The organism is Mesorhizobium sp. WSM1293, from assembly GCF_000513875.1.
GTDB lineage: Bacteria > Pseudomonadota > Alphaproteobacteria > Rhizobiales > Rhizobiaceae > Mesorhizobium > Mesorhizobium ciceri.
This window is the reverse complement of the sequence record NZ_AZUV01000017.1, coordinates 48,515-67,164: the sequence shown is the minus strand read 5'-3', so window position 1 is coordinate 67,164 and position 18,650 is coordinate 48,515. Positions and strand designations below refer to the sequence as shown.

At 60.2% G+C, this 18,650-nt stretch carries 14 protein-coding genes and 1 pseudogene; 9 read left to right on the top strand and 6 right to left on the bottom strand.

Annotated elements, in window-relative coordinates; all coding sequences use genetic code 11:
- Window positions 1-44: 44 nt before the first annotated feature.
- From nifW to M729_RS0121270, 3 genes are all read right to left on the bottom strand, one after another.
- Complete coding sequence (gene nifW / locus M729_RS0121285) at window positions 45-422, bottom strand: nitrogenase stabilizing/protective protein NifW (RefSeq protein ID WP_027162776.1); 378 nt, start codon at window positions 420-422, stop codon at window positions 45-47.
- Between the two features lie 563 nt (window positions 423-985).
- Window positions 986-2,206 carry a cysteine desulfurase NifS gene (nifS, locus tag M729_RS0121275; protein ID WP_027162774.1) on the bottom strand — a complete coding sequence of 407 codons (1,221 nt, stop codon included), beginning with the start codon at window positions 2,204-2,206 and terminating at the stop codon, window positions 986-988.
- A 170-nt stretch (window positions 2,207-2,376) separates the two neighbouring features.
- Complete coding sequence (locus M729_RS0121270; protein ID WP_027162773.1) at window positions 2,377-2,697, bottom strand: iron-sulfur cluster assembly accessory protein; 321 nt, start codon at window positions 2,695-2,697, stop codon at window positions 2,377-2,379.
- Window positions 2,698-3,011: 314 nt separating this feature from the next.
- Between M729_RS0121270 and M729_RS0121265 the strand changes: the two genes are divergently transcribed.
- The 6 genes and pseudogenes from M729_RS0121265 to M729_RS01000000135520 all read left to right on the top strand — a co-directional run bounded on the left by M729_RS0121265 (window position 3,012) and on the right by M729_RS01000000135520 (window position 8,833).
- Window positions 3,012-4,097 (top strand): hemin-degrading factor, encoded by a 1,086-nt coding sequence (locus tag M729_RS0121265; protein WP_027162772.1) that lies wholly within the window; start codon window positions 3,012-3,014, stop codon window positions 4,095-4,097.
- A 784-nt stretch (window positions 4,098-4,881) separates the two neighbouring features.
- Entirely contained in the window at window positions 4,882-5,007 is a 126-nt protein-coding gene (locus M729_RS1000000139735; RefSeq protein WP_280940181.1) for a hypothetical protein, read from the top strand.
- 629 nt (window positions 5,008-5,636) lie between these two features.
- Window positions 5,637-6,854: a cytochrome P450 gene (locus tag M729_RS0121260; protein ID WP_027162771.1), complete on the top strand. Its 1,218-nt coding sequence runs from the start codon at window positions 5,637-5,639 to the stop codon at window positions 6,852-6,854.
- A pseudogene (locus tag M729_RS1000000139330) lies at window positions 6,845-7,069 on the top strand (ferredoxin); the annotation flags it as partial. The gene M729_RS0121260 and the pseudogene M729_RS1000000139330, both read left to right, overlap by 10 nt.
- A gap of 126 nt (window positions 7,070-7,195) precedes the next feature.
- Window positions 7,196-7,765, top strand: coding sequence for a nuclear transport factor 2 family protein (locus tag M729_RS0121255; RefSeq protein ID WP_027162770.1), 570 nt, complete (start codon window positions 7,196-7,198; stop codon window positions 7,763-7,765).
- Between the two features lie 426 nt (window positions 7,766-8,191).
- Complete coding sequence (locus M729_RS01000000135520; protein ID WP_050596307.1) at window positions 8,192-8,833, top strand: nitrogen fixation protein NifQ; 642 nt, start codon at window positions 8,192-8,194, stop codon at window positions 8,831-8,833.
- Here the strand turns inward: M729_RS01000000135520 and rpoN are convergent.
- Both rpoN and M729_RS0121240 read right to left on the bottom strand, forming a co-directional pair.
- Window positions 8,812-10,221, bottom strand: a complete 1,410-nt coding sequence (gene rpoN, locus M729_RS0121245; protein ID WP_027162769.1) for an RNA polymerase factor sigma-54 — start codon at window positions 10,219-10,221, stop codon at window positions 8,812-8,814. The two genes, M729_RS01000000135520 and rpoN, sit on opposite strands and share 22 nt — an antisense overlap.
- A gap of 178 nt (window positions 10,222-10,399) precedes the next feature.
- Window positions 10,400-10,933 carry a peroxiredoxin gene (locus M729_RS0121240; RefSeq protein ID WP_027162768.1) on the bottom strand — a complete coding sequence of 178 codons (534 nt, stop codon included), beginning with the start codon at window positions 10,931-10,933 and terminating at the stop codon, window positions 10,400-10,402.
- A 1,609-nt stretch (window positions 10,934-12,542) separates the two neighbouring features.
- Here M729_RS0121240 and M729_RS01000000135515 point away from each other — a divergent pair.
- Window positions 12,543-13,751: a DUF418 domain-containing protein gene (locus tag M729_RS01000000135515; protein ID WP_084652686.1), complete on the top strand. Its 1,209-nt coding sequence runs from the start codon at window positions 12,543-12,545 to the stop codon at window positions 13,749-13,751.
- Between the two features lie 520 nt (window positions 13,752-14,271).
- Here M729_RS01000000135515 and M729_RS0121230 read toward each other — a convergent pair.
- On the bottom strand, window positions 14,272-15,489 hold the full coding sequence (locus M729_RS0121230; protein ID WP_027162767.1) for an MFS transporter: 1,218 nt from the start codon (window positions 15,487-15,489) through the stop codon (window positions 14,272-14,274).
- Between the two features lie 632 nt (window positions 15,490-16,121).
- On the opposite strand from M729_RS0121230, the gene nifH reads away from it, so the two are divergent.
- Entirely contained in the window at window positions 16,122-17,015 is an 894-nt protein-coding gene (gene nifH / locus M729_RS0121225; RefSeq protein ID WP_027162766.1) for a nitrogenase iron protein, read from the top strand.
- Between the two features lie 91 nt (window positions 17,016-17,106).
- The gene (gene nifD, locus M729_RS0121220; RefSeq protein ID WP_027162765.1) at window positions 17,107-18,609 is read left to right on the top strand and encodes a nitrogenase molybdenum-iron protein alpha chain; all 1,503 of its coding nucleotides are present in this window, start codon (window positions 17,107-17,109) and stop codon (window positions 18,607-18,609) included.
- Window positions 18,610-18,650 lie beyond the last annotated feature (41 nt).

Below are 18,650 nucleotides of genomic sequence, written 5' to 3'. Positions count from 1 at the left end.
CGAATTGTCGGCTTGTCGACATTGTCGCGTCGCAACTATGTGGCTTATTCGCCGAACCGCTTCAGGACCGTGTCGAACGGAACGAATGTGCGGCCGGGCGTGTGAGGTTTGTCCGGATCATGGTCTTTGAGCACCTTGAAAACTCGGTGCGTGAGCGGGGAGGAAATCGCGAACTCCTCGTAGGCGCGTTGCAGCATCGCGCGCACGCGCGCTGCAATCACCTGATCGGGCAGACCGGAGAAATCTTCCTCGACAAGGTATTGGCCCACACGCTTGAGAATATGCAGCCGTGAGACATCGAGCACCGTCGGATCATACGTGACGCCAAGAGCAGCAAAGAACTCCTCGGCGGATGACAAGCCTTTCAGGCGCTCGAGGATGTTGGTGACGTCGATGGGCCTGCTGTCAGCGGAACAATTCATTGCATTCTCCCTTGTCGGAACGGTGGTTTGGTCGTTCGTCGCACATTGGACATGAAGCCCCGAAGAAAGCCCCGCATCCGCAGTTTGATGACGAATGCGCTGGCAATCGCCTCGTCGACTCGACTGTCTATCCGGTGCCTGGCGTTCGGCCCGACCGAGGTCTGGCGCGAGCACCAGTGACAAGCCGGATTGCGCGCCTTGAGAGCCGTGGCGGCCGCGCGCCCGACCATCTGCTCGATGAGCTGTAGCGCTCCTTCCCTGAGCCCGCTTGGTGGCAGCTGCACATCCGATGGAAGACAAATTGAGGCGCAAACGCCGCTCTCGGCTGACGCATGGAGGTCCTGTGAGGTCATCCGGCACCATGTCGTGAGCGCATCGAGACCCTCCGTACGACCACGGCGCAGATTGCGTCGATTTCGTCGGTCCCCGTGACCGTGTGCCGATCTCGATCCCAGGCAAGCTGGCTGCCGCAAGCAGGCGGTCGCAAGCTTTCCGCTCTCGAGGCAACGCCGGGAGCCTGCTCGACCTCGCGCAGGGTGGCCTCCTCAAGAAGACCTGGCTGCTCACGAATGGACGCCAGTCCTTCTTCCGCTGAGATTTGGAACGCATTGGAGATCCTCGGCGCTGCGTCCATTCGACCCGGAACTGTGGGCGTGGCGCAGCGTCTCCACGACCGAAGGCAAGACCTCGAGAACCCGGTCCACGTCTTCTTGTCCGTTGTCACGCGCGAAAGAGAAGCGGACCGCCCCATGTGGTATTTTCATTGCCCTCAGCACATGGCTTGGCTCCGAACGGCCCGATGTGCAGGCGGATCCCGAGGAACAGACGACACCCTCGCGGTCTAGGAGATGCAGGATTCCATGGCCGCCCTCAATATGCTCGAAGGCGATGTTCGCGGTGTTCGGCAAACGCTCCCGGGGATCGCCATTGACGAAGCTGTTTGGGACACGCTGGAGAAGCCCTTTCTCGAGCCGGTCGCGGAGCCACTTTAGCCGCGTGGTCTCGTCATCCATGAATTTCAAGGCAAGTTCGGCGGCCATGCCGATCCCGACTATGCCGGGCGTGTTTTCGGTGCCGGCGCGGCGATCGCCTTCTTGGTGACCCCCCTTGATCAGGGAATGGAACGGCACGCCGCGCTTGACGAAAAGTGCGCCTATCCCTTTTGGCCCATGAAATTTATGGCTGGAGAGCGACAACATGTCGATCGAGGTTGATTTCAGGTCGATCGGGAGCTTGCCGACGGCCTGCACGGCATCAGTGTGGAAAATGGCGCCGACTTCCTTGGCCAATTCGGCGAGCTTGGCGACGGGGAAGATCGTGCCAGTTTCGTTGTTGGCCCACATGATCGAGACGACCGCCACGTCTGAGGTGAGCGCAGCCCGATAAGCGTCGACATTCAGCTGGCCGTGGCGGTCCACCGGGATCCTGTGCACCTTGGCGCGGCCCGTCTGCTCAAGATGAGCGCACAGGGTCAGCACAGCCGGATGTTCGACAGCGGACGTCACGATCTCTGTTCGGTTACGCATTACCTCCAGCGCCGAAAGAATGGCCGTATTGTCGCTTTCCGTACCACCCGAGGTGAAGGTGATCTCATCGTCGAACTCCGCGCCGATCAGCGCCTGCAACTGACGCCGCGCCTTTGCCAAAGCAGCGCCGGCAAAGGCGCCAAAACGGTGCGCAGACGAAGGGTTGCCGAATTGATCGGCAAGGAACGGCAACATGGCTTCAACGACCGCGGGATCGACCCGGGTCGTTGCGTTGTTGTCGAGATAGACAACTGTCATCGGTGGTCTCCAATCGAGCGGAATGCCGTCAAGCGCGGCCTGGTCGCATCGAGCCTGCGCCGTTGAGAGTGCGATCCAGAGTCTGCGCAAGTCTCCACAGATTGAACGCAGGCCCGGGACCAGGGCCACCGCCAAGCTCACCGAAGGCGCCCTCTCTCCTTCTTCGACGATCAGCCGAATGACTTGCCGCAGGAGCACTTTTGTCGCGCGCTAGGATTGTCGAAAACAAAGCCGGAGGATTCGAGACCCGTGATGAAGTCGACGGCCATGCCGGCGACATGCGGTTGCGAGTCGGCGTCCACAAACAATTTGATCCCATCTGTCTCGACAATGGCGTCGCCCTCGCGCGGGACGCTCTCCAGGCCCAATGAGTATTTGAAGCCGGAGCAGCCGCCGGCCTCAACCATGATGCGAAAGCCGTCTGCGGGCTCGCTAGCGGCGGACAGAGCGGTCTTGACGGCGGCAACGGCCTTGTCGGTGAGCGTGATCATGGCTCGCTTCTCCTTGATGCGGACGAATTGCGGATTACCGCGCATGGAGTGTGCCAACTGGAAAAGCCCTTTTCGAACAGCGCTACATCCCCAACACGCCCAGGATTCCCCTTTCGGAACTGCCGCGTATACGTCGAGCATCGACGCGTATTGTCGGATTTGTCGGTTCCGCCACACCTGCATGGACCCCGGTTCCTCCTCGAACTGCATGCAAGCGAGGTTTCCGGGATGGTTTCGGGAATTGGTACGCCTTTTGAGGCTCCTCTTGGCGAGGACTAAGGCTCCCAACACCGACAATACGCAGGGGTTAAGACATGCACCAGCGCGAGGAACTTTCGCCGGAGGCAATCCGGCGCGCACGTGAAGACTGTCCCACCATCCGCGGCCGCGATCTCGCCGCCAAATTGGGCATTTCGGAAGCTGAGCTCTACGCGGCACATTGCGGTTTTGGCGCGCTGCGCATCGAGCCGCGCGTCAATAATGTGCTTACCGGCCTCGAGGCCGTCGGCGAGGTGATGGCGCTGACCCGCAATGACAGTGCCATGCATGAGAAGATAGGCGTCTACGACAAGGTGTTCACCGGCAACCATCGCGCCATGGTGCTCGGCAATGACATTGATTTGCGCATCTTCCCCAAGGTGTGGACGCATGGCTTTGCCGTGGAGACACGCGAAGCCGAGGACATCCGCCGCGGGTTGCTGTTCTTCGACGCGGCAGGCGAGGCAGTGCACAAGGTATATCTGAGACCGTCCTCAAACCTCCATGCCTATCGAAAACTGATAGACGAGCTCCAATCCTCCAACCAGGAACCGATCATCTCGGTTGAGACGAGGTCGGCCGAAAACGACGCAAAGAGTCCGGACCAAGCCGCTACGGTCGATGACCTACGCGAGCACTGGAGTCAGCTGAGCGACGTGCACCAGTTCTACGGCATGCTGAAGGCGCTCAACCTCAGCCGCCGCCAGGCGGTGCGCATGGTCGGCGAGGACTACGCCTGGCTGCTCGACCATGCTGCGCTGGGCGCCATGTTCCATCGTGCGGCCGAAGAGGAGATGCCCATCCTGTGCTTCGTCGGCAATCGTGGCTGCATCCAGATCCATTCCGGCCCAATCAAGACGATCAAGTCCGGCCCAATCAAGACGATCAAGCAGATCGGACCCTGGATCAATGTGCTCGACAAGACCTTCCGCCTGCATCTCAGGACCCACCACATCCGCGAGGTTTGGGCCGTGCGCAAGCCGACCAGGGACGGCCACCTCACGTCACTTGAAGCTTATGGCGCCGACGGCAAGATGATCATCCAGTTCTTCGGGATGCGCGAGGAAAGCGAATCCGAGCGCGACGACTGGCGGTCACTGGCCGAGAACCTTCCGCGCATTCCCCGTTCGACCGCTGCTTGAGGCAACACCGATGCGTCTTGATTTCCGTTCTCGCGCGGTCTGCGGGCCGCTACTTTGGACTTTGCTGACCATCGCTGTGCCGCGGACGCCAACCAGGACACAGCTGCGGATTTGGGGCCGCCGCGGATCGCCTCCAGGCACAGGCTCCATTCCCACGAGCGTTTCCGCGTTTGGCGAGAATCGCCGCCAATCGCTGCCGTTGCGGTGAGCCCCAACCCGAACCCCGCGCTAAAGCTGCTCAATTCAGGCAAACGCGTCCGCTGGTCGCGGCGGGTGTGTTGTCAGTCAATTCCGGGTGCCCGCCATGTACGGCAGCGGCGGCAGGAATGGGTCCAGGTGAAGTCGATTGGCGGCTGAGTCAAATTTCCAGAGGACGGCCTCCACAAAGGCATCCTCGAATTTTCCATCAGCAGCAGGGGCCTCGGCGTCTGATGCCGAGCTCGAAAAGCTAGTCTTAGTCTAGCGTCCGGATGGTTATGCGAGGCCCGACATAGGTCTTCTTACGCCTCTGGCCAGGCAAAATTGGGCTTAGGCCGGCCCGAGTGCCACACACGGGGTGCTACACATGGTACTTGCTATGAGCGTCTGGGTCGTTCGCATTACCCCCCCGGTTGAATGCGCGTTCGCATCGGTATGGACGGCATGTTCGGAATCGGTGCGCGTTACAGCTGGTGGATGAATTTCAGCGCCAATGCGGTTGAATTGGGTAAACGGTTTTTTTCAGAGACTGGTTATCGGAGCTTGCGGGCGCATTCACGCGGAAATCGTGCCTGACGAGTTCGCGATGGAGATCATCGCCTTCGGCGGGCAGGCAGTTCCTGATCCAAACTGCGCCCCTCCGCCTGGTATTTCACTGCTGTACGTTTTTTCAGCAAATGCTGAAAGCCGGCATCATAATGAAATTCCCTAGACGGCATTTCACCAAATATGGGTTTGTTGGCACGATGCGTTCGACAAAGATCCCGTCAAAAGCCAGGCGGCAGAACGGCTTGCTTTTCGTTAAGCCGCGCGGCTGACCGCTGTAGCTGGGAAATAGCGTCGCGACCCTGACGGGGCTGCCCTATTGATTTGACCTCAGCCAGCAATGTGCGTCTCAGGTCGGTCCTCGAGCCTCCCTCGGATTGGTCTCAGCAATCCGAGTTATCGAGCAAGTGTCGACGACGACGCAAAGCCGCTCGCTCGCTACGGCGCTTGTGGAGGGCGCGCGGCGAGCGGCTTTTCTGCCGCCGAGCTGCGTCCGGAGTGGCAGGTGACCTCGATCGATACTCGGCCTCGGTCCACGAGGCGCCCCGTTCGATCTTCATGCGCCATCCTGTGGTGTCTGGAGCCGGACAAGAATGTCTGATGCCCGCCAAATGGTAGCCTCATACGGACCGCCGCATCGCAGAATGAGCGGGGTGCCGATGGTACGCTTGCGCGGCACGCAACTTGCTCGATTTTGTCATCGGAGACGTGTTGGCGGTGCGTTGCGGAGCCCAGCGGTGGCGAACAGCCTGGCGATCTCAACCGAGCGTAAACGCCTGAACTCAGGAGAACCAAATGGCGACCATCCCGGTTCCAGATCATGTCCCGCCGGAAATGGTAGGCGACTTCAGCCTCTTCTCCTCGCCAGGCATGTCTCCGACGCCCAACGGCGACCCGCACGCAGCAATCGCTTGCGTGCATGCCGGACCGCGTATCTTCTATTCGCCCTGGAACACGCGTACCGGGCAGGGTGCTTGGGTCATCACTCGCGCCGCAGATCAGCGCCGGGTGCTGCAGGAGACCGAAAACTTTTCCAGTCATCGCAATGTCTTCGCATCCGCCCTGGGCGAAGACTGGCCGACGATCCCGCTCGAACTCGATCCCCCTTCCCATGCAGTCTTTCGCTCATTGCTCAATCCGCTCTTTTCCCCGAAGCGTGTAACGGAACTGGAGCCCGCCATCCGCGAGCGAGCGAAAGCGCTTATCACGAGGATCGCCTCGTCGGGAACAAGCTGCGATGTCATGAAGGATTTCGCCTTTCCTTTCGCGGTCAGCATCTTCCTTCGCTTCATCGGACTGCCGGAGCACCGTCTTGAGACGTTTGTTGCCTGGGCGAGAGATCTGCTCCACGGCGATGATGTGAGACGGCCGGCGGCGGCTCGGACGATTGTGGCGTTCATAGACGAGCTGGCGGCGATGCGCCGCAAAAAGCCCGTCGACGATTTCATGAGCTTCATTGTGCAGGCGCAGGTCGAGGGCCGCGGGCTGACAGACCAGGAGGTCCGTGGCATTGGCGTGCTCGTTTTGGTGGCGGGGCTCGACACGGTCGCTACAGCCATAGGCTTTGACTTGGCCTATCTAGCACGAAACCTGGAAGATCAGGAATTGCTCCGAAAAGAACCGGACCGGATCGTGCGTGCAGCCGAAGAACTGCTGCGCGCCTTTCCGACCGTCCATCTGATCCGCGTGGCACGAAGAGATATCGACTTCGAAGGCGCGCCGATCCGCAAGGGGGACTTTGTTTCCTGCGCCACAATGATCGCAAATCGTGACCCGGCGGAATTCGAATCTCCCAACACGGTCGATCTGACCCGAGAAGGCATCCGCCACGCCGCCTTTGGCTATGGTCCCCACCGTTGCCTTGGCTCACATCTTGCCCGGCGGGAAATTGTCATTGGCCTGGAGGAGTGGCTGGCGCGCCTGCCGCCCTTTCGGATCAAGGAGGGAACAGCACCCATCACCCATGGCGGACAACTGTTCGGGATTGAAAATCTGATCCTGGAGTGGGGCTAAACCTAGCCCGGCCTGAGCCGGGAGCACAGACGTTGGAGGTCGCCTTGCGCATCATCGTTCACCAAGCCAGATGTCAGGGTCATGCGCAATGTTCGGCGCGAGCGCCGGCAGTCTTCAAGCTGGACGACGCAGGTTACATCCTCCCCGGTGACATCGAGGTTGCGGACGGGGAGCAAGCGCTTGCGTCGGATGGGGTGCGATCCTGCCCCGAACTTGCGCTGGAAATCGACGATCCCCCCGCTGCGCGAATGGTTTCGGAGGCCCCCCTCGAACCGAAGACAGAGGTCCCGGAACACGTCGGAACCGCCGAATCTGCGACAGACCCGACGGGCCAAGCAAGAATCATCGAACTGCTCGATCGCGAGGCGATCCGCGACTGCCTCTTTCGGTATTGCCGCGGGACAGACCGCGCCGATGAGGCGGTGCTGCGCAGCGCCTACTGGCCCGACGCGCATGACAGCCACGGGGCGTATCGCGGCTCGGCCGAGGGCTTCATTGGGTATGCGCTCGATGTCTTCAAGACCGGACCGCGCAACATCCATCAGATCACGAACATCCTGATCGAATTCATTGACGCGGCGCAGGCCACGGTCGAGAGCTATTTCACCGCGCTGCAACGCGGACCAGACAAAGGCGGAGAAGTGCGTCAGATCTTTCTATGCGGGCGCTACTGCGATCTGTTTCAAAAGCGGGAAGGGGAGTGGCGGATTGCCGAACGGACCGTTGTCTATGACTGGCTGGAGGAGCAGATCCCAACCTTGGTCCTGGAGGCAGAACGCTTCGGCACGCGACAGCCGATTGGAGCACCGTATCCGCACGATCCGGTCTATGCGCTGGGCAAGCGTCGCATTGCTTCTCATGACGATGCCTTCACAACCACGCAACCGCATCAGTATGACTACGGACTGTGAAACTTCCAACGCCACCGCGACAACTCCAAGGGAAAGATGGGCCGGCAGGGACCGCGCCACGCCGCGGCTCGTGCTCTGCTCTCCACCACCAGCGTACCAAGGAGGCCGGTCTGCGTCGCTGGCTGGAGCTTGTAGAGCCGCTCATCATCCTGAACCCGGGTCAGATCGTGTCGCAGACCCGGTTGGGAAATTTCGACCAGGGACAATGCTGCCAGACCGAACCGGGAGACCGGATCATCCCCTATCAACAACGCTATGGGTCATGGTCTAGGGCGGTGACTTCGAAGGCCAGCTCGAGGCCTGGTCATGCGGTCGACCCGCGGCCGCTGTACTGGAGTCGAGCACGCGCCGGCGTGCCCGTAGTCGGACCCAGTGTTGCTCAAGGCTGGGCCGCTGCATCGCGAAACAAACCAGGAGAACAGGACCATGTCCGCCCATAAAGACGCATGTATCGGCGCCGGCCAATGCCCCACCATCGAGCCCGAGAGGGGGTTCGACAAGCATGTTCTTGCCTGCGTTCTCTCGTGTGCGCTCAAGGAGGTCGAGGCTGGCGAAGCGACTGCGACGGAGTCGACAGGCTTGTCCCTCGCCGAGCTGCGCCAGGTCCTGCCTGGGGGTTTGTCCGCAACCGCACTGGCAGCCTTAGCCTTGGAGGACGTCAGCGATCCTGAGCCGGGCATGGAGGAAGAACTTCTGCGCGGCCTGCTCCTGGCGCATGCCCGGCCGAGCGACCCGGCGAGCGCGCGCTTCGCCAAGATCGTTGCCCGGCGTGCCATGCGCGATGATCATCTGTGGCAGGATCTTGGTCTTCTCAATCGGGCCGAGCTCAATCGCCTGCTTGCCACGCATTTTCCAATGCTCGCGGCCGGCAACACACGAAACATGAAATGGAAGAAGTACTTTTATCGCAAACTCTGTGAGGCCGAAGGGTTCTCGCTATGTACTGCGCCCAATTGCCGGGAATGCCGCGATTTCGACAGTTGCTTCGGCCCGGAGGAGCACGAACGCGAAGAACGCATCACATTTGACTTAGGGGCTACGCCTGGTCACGAGGCCTTGCGCCCTTGATCGCCGTCGCGCCACAAGCGCTTTTCCCGGCGCCGCTGTATGGAGGAGGGGATGTTCATCGCCTCGCGATATTTGGCGACCGTGCGGCGAGCGAGATCTATGCCGCATTCCTTGAGCCGGTCAGCGATGTCGTCGTCAGAGAGCATGTTATCAAGCGATTCTTCGGCGACCATCGCTCTGATCCGATGACGGACAGCTTCCGCGGAGTGCGCGTCACCGCCTTCGCAGGAGGCGATCGCGACAGTGAAGAAATATTTGAGCTCGAACACGCCGCGTGGGGTAACCATGTACTTGTTCGACGTCACCCGGCTCACGGTTGACTCGTGCATGTTGATCGCCTCAGCGACCGTCCTGAGATTGAGAGGCCGCAGGTGGGCGACGCCATATTCCAGAAAAGCATCCTGCTGACGTACGATTTCCGTGGCGACCTTAAGGATTGTCTTGGCGCGCTGATCGAGGCTGCGGATCAACCAGTTCGCGTTTTGCATGCATTCATTGAGAAATGTCATGTCCTTCGATTTTTTCGCAGCTCTGCAGGAAACCTCCGCTACATAGCTTTGGTTGATCAGCACCTTGGGCAGCGTGTTCGGATCAAGTTCGATCTGCCATCCACCTCCGGGCGAGCGCAGGACCCATACGTCCGGTATGACGCACTCGGGCGTTCCCGACTGGAATGTGTTTCCAGGTTTAGGGTCAAGCGCGCGGATTTCCTGCAGCATGTCGAGAAGATCTTCTTCATCGACGCCGCAACGCTGCTTCAATGTCTGAAAATCGCGTCGCGCAAGCAGCTCAAGGTTGGCAACCAAAACCGCCATCGCCGGATCGAAGCGGTTTTTCTCGCGCAACTGTATCTCGAGACATTCGCTGAGCGATCGTGCGAAGATTCCCGGAGGATCGAGGCGCTGCAAGACGCCCAACACCCGTTCCACTTCAGTCAGCCCGACGTTTAGGGTCTCAGCCAGATCGGAAGGACTCACCCGAAGATAGCCGGTATCATCCAGATGACCGGCAAGCTGATGAGCTATCACCCGCTCGTGCGGTGTGAAAGCGGTGAGGGAGATCTGACGAGCGACATGGTCGTGCAACGTTTCGGCTAGGGCGACAAACTCCTCGTAGGCAGGACGTTCGCCCGGCGTGGCGGTTGTTGCGTTTGGCTGGGACTTCCCTTGCCTGGGCAGGTCCGGGGACCCTGCCCAGGTCGGTCCCTCAACCTCGCCAGACAGCCCTTCGTCTTTTGGCGCATGCTCCAGCAGTGGATTCTTCTCAAGCTCCTGGTCCACGAACTGATGCAGTTCGGCATGCGTCAGTTGCAGCAGGCGAATCGACTCGATGAGTTGAGGCGATGCTGCGAGAGCCTGTTTCTGAAGGAGGCTGAAGGACGATTTCATGGTCGGTTCGGTATTCCTGTCAAAGAAGCTCTTGGCCGTGGCTAATTGGATCTCTCACAGGTCGACGCTGCAAAGCCGCGACGTTTGAATGACATCACGGGCCGCGGGCTTCAGAGCCTCGCCCTCTGCGTCCCATAGCGTCGCCCAAACGCAGTTGCGCATGCCGATCTTGACCAGGTCACGCGGCGTCCTTCAACGATTGAAGGACGTTCTGCGGGGATGAGACGCCATAGGGGTCGGTCTCGCAGTTATCGGAGAAACCTTCCTCCTCGAACCACTGCTCCACCACGCCATTGTTGAGCAGAGCCGCGTAGCGCCAGGAGCGCATGCCGAAGCCCAGATTGTCCTTGGCCACCAGCATGCCCATTTTGCGCGTGAACTCGCCAGACCCATCCGGAATCAGTTCGACCTTCTGCAGCCCCAAGGACTTTCCCCATGCATTCATGACAAAGGCATCGTTGACGGAGAGGCAGTAGACCGCGTCGACTCCTTGTTTCTTGAACTCCTCGTAGAGATCTTCGAAATTGGGCAGTTGGTAGGTCGAGCATGTCGGGGTGAAAGCACCAGGCAGCGAGAACAGGATGACGCGCTTGCCGGCAAAGTAGTCGTCCGACGTTTTTTCTTCCCAACGGTACGGATTTGGCCCCTGGACTGAATCATCGCGAACGCGCGTGAGAAACGTGACGAAGGGGACCTTCTTCTGACCGGTCATCAACTTGCTCCTTTTGAAGAAACTGGCGCACTGGATTTTACTGAGACTGGCGGATTGCCGCGCTCGGGTGCTGCCGGTGTGCGAGACGATGCCTATGCGGCTTCCCACTCTTCCCCCCGTCGGATGTATGGGGAACGGCCCGGCTCCAGATGCTCGGACCTCCAAACCGGGCGATGCGCGGTCTTCAGCGATGACAACCAATGCGGCCTGTGCCGATCGTTTAGAGCTTCGCGTGCCAGCCATGGTTCGGTGTCCGTTTTCATCGTGTTCGATGGGCTCTGAGCATGAGGAGCAAGAGGCATGCCATTGCAGTTGAAGCTGCTCTGCACCAACGCTCCGCTCTCGGGACGACGTCTTTCGCCAAGCCGGATGCGTGCCATAGCCGTCCCGTGTGTAGCCCGGATATTTACGCTCCGCGCCGGCCCGCAAACGCGCACCACACAAGCGCAAGCCCATGCCGAGGGCACCGCAGCGAGGGCAAAGTGCGCCCCAGTCCAATGTGTTTTTGTGTGCGCAGAGGCATGACTGACGCGAACACACGCCTGTGGCAGCAATCCATGGCGGCCACTGTTCGGCAATCGGGTCAGGGTCGATGAAAATCGAATTCGGCTCGGCTACGATGATGACATGCTTGGCGTTCCAACGGTGTCGCCGTGTGCGCCCCTCAAACCTTCTGTGTCGGAAACCGGACTAGAATTGTCGCAAGGCCGACCGAAAGGTCGCCAAGCCGCCGCTGGCTAGCGGGAAGGGCGGAACGCTACGGAGCGCCAGCCGGGCACGCAAATTGCGAGGATCTTGTCGGTGGGACCTCCGCAATTCGAGCGAGAGCCTCGGTCCGATGATTGGCAGGGGTCTCGCTGGCTCGCGCCGAACTGTGCTGCACGTAACCTCGTGACCTTCAAACGGTCATTGAGAGCAGATTACGCCCTATCTCCCAAGCTCGTCGGTTTCTCCCGTGGGACGGGTTCGATGCCATGAAGCTGTCGGGGTAATTGCGACGGTGAAGTCGTTGCGCTGACACCTTGCAATAGCAGAACATCGATATAGGTGCGGCCCTTTCAGGGCGTCCTCCGCCAAGTCACCTTGGCGATTCCCTCTTGTCGGAGCACCACGCTTCCATCTCGGCGTAGCCTTACCGACTCAGGTGGGACGGGCCGGTGAGCCGATGGCCTCAATTGCGGCCAGGTGTGCTTGCCTCGGTCGCACCGAGGCGCAAGCGCTTTTCCCCGGCTCTTCAGGTCCAGCAGGCGGCGAAACCCGATCCGCTGCTGTTCGGCGAATCTTGAAGATCATCTGGCGACGGTGGCTAGGGCCAGCCGTTCACCAAACGGCTGAAGCTGGCCGAGGCCCGGAAGCGTGCTGGTCGCGGATAGTCCTTGTTCAGTGATCTTTCGGACCGCTCATCCGTGCAAAACGTCGGCTTCGTGACACTTGTGCCGGTTGTCCAGTCCGCGCCACAGGCTAGGCGACCCACGTCCGTGATTGCGGGCAGGCTTTAGGCTCGACCCGCCATTGGCACGAGCTTTGCGCCCGGGGCGAGAGGACGGCAGCAGCCGACAGGCCCTCATCGCGGTTCCCGCGATGGACACAACCAACGAAGGAACCCACCATGGCAGTGCCGCACCGAATCCTGGAGAACGGGCCACGAGATGGGTGGCCTGCGGCTCGGCTGATCGGCATCGACCTTGCTCGCGGCTTGGCCGTCTTCGGCATGTGTGCCGTCCATGTCGGTCCCGGCAGGGGCGACGGACTGGCCGGGCGTATGATGGAATTCCCCTTTGGGCGGTCGTCCGTCCTGTTTGCCGTATTAACGGGTTTTTCGCTCATCCTGATTGCCGGCCGCAACCCGCCGAAATCGGCGCTAGCCGGTAGACAGGCCATTGCCAAGGTTGTAATTCGCGCCCTTATCCTGCTCGCCCTTGGCGAAATCCTCGCCTATGTCAACGCGCCCGTCTCGGTCATTCTGGCATACTACGGCGTCTGCTTCCTGTTGGTCCTGCCGCTATGTCGGCTCAGCGCACAGCGGCTCGGATTGCTCGCGGCGGCAACGGCATTGGTTCTCCCGCAGGTGCGTTTCCTCCTTCTCAAAATGTTTGGCTCCGGGCGCTCAGACCCCGAGGTGTTCACCCTGCTGGTCAGCGGCACCTATCCCGCCTTGACCTGGGTCCCTTTGCTGATCGCAGGCATGGCCATTGCGCGCTTTGACCTTCGCACGCGCGCAATGCATTTGCGCCTCGGTGTAGCCGGCGTCGCGCTGGCCGTGTTGGGCTTTGGAGGATCCTGGCTCGCGCTGCATTTGATGCCTGAGGTAAGCGCAGAGCTGGCCAATCTGCAAGAACTTGAGCTGGCTCCTCAGCCCTGGTGGTGGCTGGACTTGGACGATCTCACAACGAGTTGGCTATGGATTGCCTCGCCTCATAGCGAGACGACGTTTTGGATTTTTGGCAGCGCCGGTTGCGCAATGATCATCGTGGCGGCTTGCTCGCTTGCTATGGATGCGCTCCCGTTCATGCGAAAGCTGGTCTCACCAATAATCGCGGTCGGCTCGATGCCTTTGACGGCCTATCTTCTGCACATTCTGGGAATATATATGCTTGGAAGACCTCACTCACTGTCCGCGCTGTTTGGCCTCATCGTGGTTGTAAGCGCTTTCGCGGTGCTTTGGCTGCGCTTATTCCAGCGAGGACCGATGGAAGCGCTGATGGGTTCGATCGTCGATCGAGCGACGCGACGTCCGCTGAACACCACGTCGCCCCGACTTTCGGATCGACAGTTACGCACGCCAAAGAAAGCGAACCTGACCGATGGGCCGACATAGCTGATAACTAAAATGTCGCGGCTGCTCGGTACCATCTGGGGGCAATCGCCAAATCTTGCAACCATTGCCCTGCGCGCGGCTTTGACGAAACGAATTTCGAGTATGCTGGCGCTTTTGCGCGATGTGTTTGATGCATCTCCCAAAGTCCTTAATTTCGGACCGAAGGACCCTGTCGATTTCCACGGAGGTTGTTCCAGCGAATAGGCCCGTTCCGGCGCTGAAGCGAACTCGCATTGCGGTCAGGCGGCGCCATGCGCGCAGGTGCTTGCCAAAGCTATCGCTGTCGTCGATCATACCGCGTCCCTGGCTTGGTAGAGCTTGCTGATTGGGCCACCGATGGAGTCGCGAACGGTTAAGGCGGCGAGGCGCCCGGCACTGGTCAAGGCCCGGCGGCAGCAGTCGCAATCCATGCGGCCTAGGCGAGATCAGGCCTGACCGACAAAGTGGTCGCGGGCAACGCGCCGCGCGGCTGGTGCGGCTGCATCGCAGGCGCTGAGCTGAAGGTCTCGCCCGTCAGAGGTTAGGTTGCACGTTTCGGTCCGAACAGGAACACTGTGAGGGCGGCAAGGAAAGTGGCAACCGCGCTGTAGGCGAACACACTGGCGACGCCGGCATTATCCACAAGCATTCCGCCGAAGATCGCGCCGGCCGCGATGGCGATTTGGAACGTTGAGGTCATCAGCACACCGGCGCTTTCGGCCTGCTCGGGAACGGCGCGCAGCACCATCCAAGTCTGTACTCCCACCGGCACCGCACCGAAGCCAAAACTCCATACAGCAACCGCAATGGCCGAGGCGAAGGCCGATGCTCCAGGCATCAGCAACGAGACGGCGGCTATCGCCATGAGCAGCGGCGGCAGCGCCGCGACTGCCTTGAGGCTGTGTTTGGCCAGGAATGCGCCGGCTAAATTGCCGAAAAATCCGCATAGGCCCGAAACGAGCAACAGCAGCGAGATCGTCTCGATCCGGAGCCCGGGAATCTTCTCGAGATAAGCCCGGACATAGGTGAAGCTGGCGAAGTGCCCAGAAGCGACCAGCAGCACCACCAAAAGCGCGACCTTGATGGTTGGCTTCTTGACCACATTCAGCAGGCAGCGGAATCCAGCCGTTTCAACCGGCGGTAATGTCGGAAGGGTTACGAGTTTGACCAGCAATGTAAAGGCATTGACGGCAGCGGCGATCATGAAGGTGGCTCGCCATCCCCATATGTCGCCGACATAGGCGCCGATTGGAGGCGCGCAAACGATAGCGACGGAAACGCCGGTGAGGATGATTGATAGGGCGCGCGGCACGAGGTGATTTGGAACCAGCCGCACCGCCAGCGATGCCGAAATCGACCAGAAGCCTCCGAGCGCAATGCCGAGCACCACGCGTGCCGCCAGGAAAACCGGCAGCGACCAGGCGACACCCGCCAGAAGGTTGGACACGATCTGAAGCAGCATCATCGCCCACAGGACGACTCTGCGGTCGAGGCGCTTTGTTACGAAGGCGATCGTTGGCGCCGAAATCGCCGCGGCAATGGCAGTCGCTGTCATCGTCTGTCCAGCCGCACCCTCTGTGATATGCAGATCATGCGCGAGCGGCGTCAGCACGCTGGCAGGCAAAAGCTCTGCCGCCACAAGCCCGAAGGTCCCCAGGCCAAGCGATATGACCGCGCCCCATGCGGGACGAGACCGTCGATCCGGCTTTTCTGGGCCGTGCAGAAAAGTCTCTATGAAGCCTGTCGCGGATTGCGTCATGAATAAGCTCGCCAGCTTGGGTGCAACTGCAGCATGAATTGGCTGCATTGACCCCCATTCATGCCAGGAGCACGCCGTTGTGGCGGTCTCGCACGAAGGGAATGTCCATCGCTGCCCGACATGTTGTGACAGCGCCGCGTGCAATATCAGTGCCGGGTATTCCGAGTCGGACGGGATGTGATCGTCGGCAGTCGTAGCATCACGCATGCTCCATGCCGACTTCGTGGGTCAGTCTCGAACCAGCCAAGCGCAACCAGCTGCCAGCAGGCACGTCGGAAGACCCGCGACGGGAGGCGCGCAAGCCGGTCGCTTTTGCCGCCGCCCGTACGCAGCCAAAAGTGGGTCCTAGCTCGAAGCCCCAAGTTCTTCCGGTGTCGGCTTCGAAGCTTACGCCTTGTGTCTGGCAATGTCGGGTCCGCTACAGGGCTGGTTGCGACAATCTCTTGTCTGGCAGCAAACACTTGTTGTTGCCCAACCTAAGTCGCGGGCAACAAACGAAAAAATCCCTGTTGGTTATCCACCAGTCTGCTTGGCACGAGTCTTGAGACCCTTTCGGTGTGAGGCGGCAAGAGCTGCCCATCGGCATTCATATTGCGGGCAGCCGCGACGATGGAAAAGGAAGGAAATCTATAATGTCAGGTCTGCGTCAGATCGCCTTTTACGGAAAGGGCGGTATCGGCAAGTCCACCACCTCCCAAAACACGCTCGCCGCCCTGGTCGACCTCGGGCAGAGAATTCTCATCGTCGGCTGCGACCCCAAAGCCGACTCCACACGCCTGATCCTGAACTCGAAGGCTCAGGATACTGTCCTGCATCTGGCGGCCCAGGAAGGTTCGGTGGAAGATCTCGAGCTGCAGGACGTGCTCAAGATTGGCTACAGAGGCATCAAATGCGTGGAGTCCGGCGGCCCGGAGCCGGGTGTTGGCTGCGCCGGCCGAGGCGTCATCACATCAATCAATTTCCTCGAGGAGAACGGCGCCTATGACGATGTCGACTATGTCTCCTACGACGTGCTGGGCGATGTGGTTTGCGGCGGTTTCGCAATGCCGATCCGCGAGGGCAAGGCGCAGGAAATCTACATCGTCATGTCCGGGGAGATGATGGCGCTCTATGCCGCCAACAACATCGCCAAGGGCATCCTGAAATATGCCCATTCGGGCGGGGTGCGGCTCGGCGGCCTGATCTGCAACGAACGCCAGACCGACCGTGAGCTCGACCTCGCTGAAGCCCTGGCTTCCAGGCTCAATTCCAAGCTCATCCATTTCGTGCCGCGCGACAACATCGTTCAGCACGCCGAGCTCAGGAAGATGTCAGTTATCCAGTATGCGCCGGATTCCAAGCAGGCCGGGGAGTACCGCGCGCTGGCCGAGAAGATCCATGCCAATTCTGGCCAGGGCACCATCCCGACGCCGATCACCATGGAGGAGCTCGAGGAGATGCTGCTCGACTTCGGCATCATGAAAACCGACGAGCAGATGCTTGCCGAGCTGCAGGCCAAGGAAGCGGCCAAGACGGCCGCCCAGTAACGACCGATATGGTCGCCTCTCGAGGTGGGGCGCCTTGCCAAGAACGGCGCCTCATTGGTGAGGCGTCATCAGACACCTTGAAAGGGGTCCCATGAGCCTGGAATACGAGAATGATGGTGCTCTCCATGCGAAGCTTATCGAGGAGGTGCTATCGCAATATCCCGACAAGGCGGCGAAGCGCCGCAAAAAACACCTGAGCATCGCAAAGAGCGGGGATGAGGCTGGCGGGGAAAGTGAGATTCTTTCCGAATGCGACGTCAAATCGAACATCAAGTCCATCCCCGGGGTGATGACAATCCGTGGCTGCGCCTATGCCGGCTCAAAGGGCGTGGTCTGGGGCCCAGTCAAGGATATGGTCCATATCTCGCACGGCCCCGTCGGCTGCGGCCAATATTCCTGGTCACAGCGCCGCAATTACTATGTGGGCACAACGGGCATCGATACGTTCGGGACAATGCAATTCACCTCCGATTTCCAGGAGAAAGACATTGTCTTCGGCGGTGACAAGAAACTGGAGCAGATCATCGACGAGATCGAGGTGCTGTTTCCGCTGAACAACGGCATCACCGTGCAATCCGAATGCCCGATCGGTCTCATTGGTGATGACACCGAGGCAGTTTCTCGCAAGAAGGCAAAGGAGTACGAAAAGACCATTGTGCCGGTCCGTTGCGAGGGCTTCCGCGGCGTCTCGCAATCACTCGGACACCACATCGCCAACGATGCGATCCGCGACTGGGTCTTCGACAAGACGGACGTCGACTTCGAGGCCGGTGCTTATGATGTCAATGTGATCGGCGACTATAACATTGGCGGCGATGCCTGGGCCTCGCGCATCTTGCTTGAGGAGATAGGATTGCGCGTGGTCGGCAACTGGTCGGGCGACGCAACACTGGCCGAGATTGAGCGCGCGCCAAAGGCCAAGCTCAATCTCATCCACTGTTACCGCTCGATGAACTACATCTGCAGGCATATGGAGGAAAAGTATGGCGTTGCCTGGATGGAGTACAATTTCTTCGGACCGTCCCAGATCGAAACCTCCCTGCGCAACATAGCCAAGCATTTTGGACCGGAAATCGAGGAGAAAACCGAGAAGGTGATCGCCAAGTACAGACCGCTTGTCGACGCCGTCATCTCCAAGTACCGGCCGCGCCTCGAAGGCAATACCGTCATGCTCTACGTCGGTGGCCTGCGCCCCCGCCACGTCATCACAGCTTACGAGGACCTCGGCATGGTGATCGTCGGCACCGGCTACGAGTTTGGCCACAACGACGACTACCAGCGCACCGCTCACTACGTGAAGAACGGCACGCTGATCTACGACGACGTTACCGGCTACGAGTTGGAGAAGTTCATAGAGGGAGTTCGCCCCAACCTCGTGGGCTCCGGCATCAAGGAAAAATACCCGGTGCAGAAGATGGGCATTCCGTTCCGTCAGATGCACTCGTGGGACTATTCGGGACCTTATCACGGCTATGATGGCTTCGCCATTTTCGCCCGTGACGTGGATCTTGCCATCAACAATCCGGTCTGGGATCTCTACCACGCTCCTTGGAAGGAACGCCCGCCCAGTGGGCGGGCGATAGCTGCCGAATAGACGCCCAGTCCTTGACCCGGTCTCCCCAGAGAGACCATGAA

Coding starts and splice junctions, on each gene's coding strand:
- nifW (WP_027162776.1), bottom strand. CDS start 422: ATGAATTGTTCCGCTGACAGCAGGCCCATCGACGTCACCAACATCCTC.
- nifS (WP_027162774.1), bottom strand. CDS start 2,206: ATGACAGTTGTCTATCTCGACAACAACGCAACGACCCGGGTCGATCCC.
- M729_RS0121270 (WP_027162773.1), bottom strand. CDS start 2,697: ATGATCACGCTCACCGACAAGGCCGTTGCCGCCGTCAAGACCGCTCTG.
- M729_RS0121265 (WP_027162772.1), top strand. CDS start 3,012: ATGCACCAGCGCGAGGAACTTTCGCCGGAGGCAATCCGGCGCGCACGT.
- M729_RS1000000139735 (WP_280940181.1), top strand. CDS start 4,882: ATGGAGATCATCGCCTTCGGCGGGCAGGCAGTTCCTGATCCAAACTGC.
- M729_RS0121260 (WP_027162771.1), top strand. CDS start 5,637: ATGGCGACCATCCCGGTTCCAGATCATGTCCCGCCGGAAATGGTAGGC.
- M729_RS01000000135520 (WP_050596307.1), top strand. CDS start 8,192: ATGTCCGCCCATAAAGACGCATGTATCGGCGCCGGCCAATGCCCCACC.
- rpoN (WP_027162769.1), bottom strand. CDS start 10,221: ATGAAATCGTCCTTCAGCCTCCTTCAGAAACAGGCTCTCGCAGCATCG.
- M729_RS0121240 (WP_027162768.1), bottom strand. CDS start 10,933: ATGACCGGTCAGAAGAAGGTCCCCTTCGTCACGTTTCTCACGCGCGTT.
- M729_RS01000000135515 (WP_084652686.1), top strand. CDS start 12,543: ATGGCAGTGCCGCACCGAATCCTGGAGAACGGGCCACGAGATGGGTGG.
- M729_RS0121230 (WP_027162767.1), bottom strand. CDS start 15,489: ATGACGCAATCCGCGACAGGCTTCATAGAGACTTTTCTGCACGGCCCA.
- nifH (WP_027162766.1), top strand. CDS start 16,122: ATGTCAGGTCTGCGTCAGATCGCCTTTTACGGAAAGGGCGGTATCGGC.
- nifD (WP_027162765.1), top strand. CDS start 17,107: ATGAGCCTGGAATACGAGAATGATGGTGCTCTCCATGCGAAGCTTATC.